Annotated in this window: 5 protein-coding genes; all 5 read right to left on the bottom strand. The window is 68.5% G+C overall.

Annotation, left to right across the window (positions count from 1 at the left end; translation table 11 throughout):
- Positions 1 to 1,624, bottom strand: a 1,624-nt coding sequence (gene pheT / locus Q0379_RS16470) for a phenylalanine--tRNA ligase subunit beta (RefSeq protein WP_299013850.1), incomplete at its 3' end; no start/stop codon positions are given.
- A 23-nt stretch (positions 1,625 to 1,647) separates the two neighbouring features.
- Positions 1,648 to 2,721 carry a phenylalanine--tRNA ligase subunit alpha gene (pheS, locus tag Q0379_RS16475; RefSeq protein WP_299013851.1) on the bottom strand — a complete coding sequence of 358 codons (1,074 nt, stop codon included), beginning with the start codon at positions 2,719 to 2,721 and terminating at the stop codon, positions 1,648 to 1,650.
- Positions 2,722 to 3,003: 282 nt separating this feature from the next.
- The gene (gene rplT, locus Q0379_RS16480) at positions 3,004 to 3,360 is read right to left on the bottom strand and encodes a 50S ribosomal protein L20 (RefSeq protein WP_004625089.1); all 357 of its coding nucleotides are present in this window, start codon (positions 3,358 to 3,360) and stop codon (positions 3,004 to 3,006) included.
- Between the two features lie 15 nt (positions 3,361 to 3,375).
- Positions 3,376 to 3,576 carry a 50S ribosomal protein L35 gene (gene rpmI, locus Q0379_RS16485; RefSeq protein ID WP_004625088.1) on the bottom strand — a complete coding sequence of 67 codons (201 nt, stop codon included), beginning with the start codon at positions 3,574 to 3,576 and terminating at the stop codon, positions 3,376 to 3,378.
- A 140-nt stretch (positions 3,577 to 3,716) separates the two neighbouring features.
- Positions 3,717 to 4,134 (bottom strand): MFS transporter (locus Q0379_RS16490; protein WP_299013854.1); only part of this gene is annotated, 418 nt, incomplete at its 5' end.

Genomic DNA, 4,134 nt, shown 5'->3' on the forward strand with positions numbered 1-4,134 from the left:
CGCCGCCGAACAGCTCGGCGGTCTTGCGGCTGGTGAAGCTGTAGGTCACGGCCTCGGCGTAGCCGGCGGCGGCGAGCGCCCGGCGGGCCGCGCGGGCGCGGGCCTGCTTGGCGGTCAGGATGCCGCCGACCGCCCGGGGCGCTTCCGGCAGCGGCGTCGAGGGCAGGGCGCCGTAGCCGGCGATGCGGGCGATCTCTTCCACGAGGTCGGCCTTGCCTTCCACGTCGCGGCGGAAGGTCGGCGGGGTGACGGTCCAGGGCGCGCCGTCCTTCACGTCGAAGCCCAGGGCGACCAGGATCTGGCGCGCGCGATCGGCCGAGACCGACAGGCCCGACAGCTGCTCGACATAGGCCGGATCGAAGGCGAAGCCCTTCGGCGCGGCAGGAGCCTCGCCGGTGACGATGATCTCCGACGGCTCGCCGCCGCAGAGCTCGAGGATCAGCTTGGTGGCCAGCTCGATGCCCGGCACGACCGAGCCGGTGTCGACCGTGCGGGCGAAGCGGTACTGGGCGTCGCTGTTGATGCCGGTGGCGCGACCGGTCTGGGCGATGCGGATCGGCTCGAACCAGGCGCTCTCGATGAAGACGTCGACCGTCTCGTCAGAGCAGCCGGTGCTCTCGCCGCCCATGACGCCGCCCAGGCCGATCGGGCGATTGCCCTCGGCGTCGGCGATCACGCACATCTCCGGCGTGATGTCATAGGTCTTGCCGTCCAGGGCGATCAGCTGCTCGTCATGGTGCTCGGCGGGGGATGGCTGGCCGCCGGGGGTGACCTCGGCCTTGCCGCGACCCAGGCGCGCCTCGATCGTGGAGCCGACCAGCTTGGCCGCGTCATAGACGTGCAGCGGCCGGGCGCGGTCGTAGGAGATAAGGTTGGTGACGTCCACGAGGGCGTTGATCGGGCGCAGGCCGATGGCGGTCAGGCGGTCCTGCAGCCACTTGGGCGAGGGGCCGTTCTTGACGCCCTTGATCAGACGACCGGCGAACACCGGGCAGGCCTCGCCGTCGACCTTGACGGTGATCGGGCAGGGGAAGGTCCCGGCGACCGGCGCGATCGACAGGTCCTTCAGCTTGCCGACGCCGGCGGCGGCCAGGTCGCGGGCGATGCCGGCGACGCCCAGCCAATCGGGACGGTTGGGGGTCACTTCGAAGTCGATGACGGCTTCCAGGCCGAGCGCGTCGACGGCCGGCGTGCCGACGGCGAGGCTGTCGGGCAGCTCCATGATGCCGTCGCTCTCGGTGGCGTATTCCAGCTCGGCGGCCGAGCAGAGCATGCCGTTCGAGACGACGCCGCGGACCGGCTTCTCGACCAGGGTCACGCCCAAACCGGGCACATAGGCGCCGATCGGGGCGTAGATGGTGGTCAGGCCCGCGCGGGCGTTCGGGGCGCCGCAGACGATCTCCTTGCGGCCGTCGACGGTGTCGACCTGGCAGACCTGCAGGCGGTCGGCGTTCGGGTGACGCGCGGCCTCGACGATCTTGCAGACCGTGAAGGGCTTCAGCTTGGTCGCCGGGTCGGCGACGTGCTCGACCTCGAGGCCGGCCATGGTCATGGCGGCGACGATATCGGGAACGGTGGCGGTGGTCTCAAGGTGATCCTTGAGCCAGGACAGGGTGAATTTCATCGTCTTTGTCTCAGCTCAGGGGTTCAGCTCAGGCCGCTGGCCGGGTTCGGCGCGGCGAAGGCGCTGAAGCCGTAGTGCGACAGCCAGCGGACGTCCGACGACCACATGTCGCGCAGGTCCGGCATGCCATATTTCAGCATGCCCAGGCGGTCGACGCCCATGCCGAAGGCGAAGCCCTGGTACTCGTCCGGATCGATGCCGCAGGCGCGCAGGACGTTTGGGTGAACCATCCCGCAGCCCAGGATCTCAAGCCAGCTCGTGCCCTGGCCGATCTTGATCTCCCCGCCCGAGCGATCGCACTGGACGTCCATCTCGGCCGACGGCTCGGTGAACGGGAAGTGGTGCGGGCGGAACTGGGTGGTGACCGCGTCGGTCTCGAAGAACCGAGCCAGGAAGGTCTCCAGGGTCCACTTCAGGTGACCCATGTGGACGCCCTTATCGATCACGAGCCCTTCCACCTGGTGGAACACCGGCGTGTGGGTGGCGTCGTTGTCGACGCGATAGGTGCGGCCCGGCGCGATGATCCGGATCGGCGGCTTCTGCGAGACCATGGTCCGCACCTGCACGGGGCTCGTATGCGTGCGCAGCAGCATGCGCTCGCCCGACTCCTTCGTGTTGAAGAAGAAGGTGTCGTGCATTTCGCGGGCCGGGTGCTTCTCGGGGAAGTTCAGGGCCGTGAAGTTGTGGAAGTCGTCCTCGATGTCCGGCCCCTCGGCGACGGCGAAACCCATCTCGGCGAAGACCGCGACGATCTCGTCCATGGTCTGCATGGTCGGGTGGACGCTGCCCTTGCGGCGGTAGGGCGCGGGCAGGGAGAGGTCCAGGGTCTCGCTGGCCAGGCGCGCATCCAGCTCGGCGGCTTCCAGGGCGGCCTTCTTGGCGGCGATGGCCTCGGTGACCTTGTCGCGCAGGGCGTTGATCGCCGCGCCCTGGGTCTTGCGCTCCTCGGGGCTCATCGCGCCCAGGGTTTTCAGCAGGCCCGAGATCGAGCCGGTCTTGCCGACGGCGGCCACGCGGACGGCGTCGAGCGTCGAGAGATCGCCAGCGGCGGCCACCTGGGCCAGCACGTCGGCTTCGAGGGTGTTGAGATCGGTCATGACGGGCATCCGTCTAGAGGATTTGAAGCGGCGGTTGAACCGATAGTTAGGCTTTGCCCCATCCTCCTCACCCGCAACGCGGGGGAGGTGGCGCGGCGCGGATACGCGCCGTGACGGAGGGGGCGTCGTTCAGGCGGTATGAGCGCCCCCTCCGTCACGATGCTGCGCATCGCGCCAACTCCCCCGTTTCACGGGTGAGGAGGAAGCGCCGGACAGCAAAAAGCCCCCTGACTCGCGCCAGAGGGCTTTGCAAGATCGGTCAGGTCGAAACCCGATAAGACCTTAGGCCAGGGCGGCGCGAACCTTGTCGGCGATGGCCTTGAACGCAACCGGATCGGCGCCGGCGATGTCGGCGAGGACCTTACGGTCGATCACGATCCCGGCCACATCCAGGCCGTGGATAAATTGCGAGTAGGTGAAGCCTTCCAGGCGGGCGCCAGCGTTGATGCGCTGGATCCACAGCGAACGGAAGGCGCGCTTGCGCACCTTGCGGTCGCGGTAGGCGTACTGGCCGGCCTTGTCGACCGCGGCCTTCGCCGTACGGATGGTGTTCTTGCGGCGCCCGTAGAAGCCCTTGGCTTGCTCGAGAACCTTCTTGTGCTTGGCGTGGGCGACGACGCCCCGTTTCACGCGAGCCATGTGTCAGCGCTCCTCTTACAGGCCGTAGGGCAGGTAGGTCTTGATGATCTTGGCGTCAGCCTCGGTCATGACCTTCGTGCCGCGCTGTTGGCGGATGTACTTGCCATTGTGGCCGATCAGGCGGTGGCGCTTGCCGGCGACGCCGGCCTTCAGCTTGCCCGTGGCGGTCAGTTTGAAGCGCTTTTTGGCGCCCGACTTCGTCTTCAACTTCGGCATTTCGCGTCGGAGCTTGCGCCCCGTCCTCTGGAAGCATGACGAACCGCCATGGCATGCCAATGGCCAGGCGGTTCCGGAAAGGCGGCGTTGCTACAGGAAAGACTCGTCGCTGGCAAGGGTTTGCAGCGCGCCGGCGCGCATCAGGCCGCCGTCTTGGTCCTGTGCACGATCGTCAGGGCGAAGGCGATCGCCGGAATCATCAGCGCCGCGCCCAGCCAGTATGGGCCGCCGGCCGCGAGGCCGAACAGGGGGCCAGCGGTGAGAGGGCCGGCGATCCGCGCCAGAGAGCCGGCGGCCATGTTCAGGCCCAGCATCTGGCCCTGGCGATCCGGCGGGCTGGCGCGCGAGATCAGGGCGGCCACGCACGGGAAGACCAACGACTGGCCGAACGCGGTGCAACCCACCGCGACCATGGCGAGGCTCGGATGCGGCGCGAACGGCGTGGCGAACAGGCTGAGCATGATGATGAAGAGGCCCGTCGTCAGCACGCGGCTCTCGCCAAACCGCCGGGCGAGGCGGCCTGTCAGCAGGCCCTGGCCCAGCGAAGCGATCACGCCG

Origin of the sequence: uncultured Caulobacter sp., from assembly GCF_937900395.1 — a bacterium.
Classification (GTDB): domain Bacteria; phylum Pseudomonadota; class Alphaproteobacteria; order Caulobacterales; family Caulobacteraceae; genus Caulobacter.

Bases quoted from the DNA above. Each gene is read 5' to 3' on its own strand.
- pheS (WP_299013851.1), bottom strand. From the start codon at position 2,721: ATGACCGATCTCAACACCCTCGAAGCCGACGTGCTGGCCCAGGTGGCC.
- rplT (WP_004625089.1), bottom strand. From the start codon at position 3,360: ATGGCTCGCGTGAAACGGGGCGTCGTCGCCCACGCCAAGCACAAGAAG.
- rpmI (WP_004625088.1), bottom strand. From the start codon at position 3,576: ATGCCGAAGTTGAAGACGAAGTCGGGCGCCAAAAAGCGCTTCAAACTG.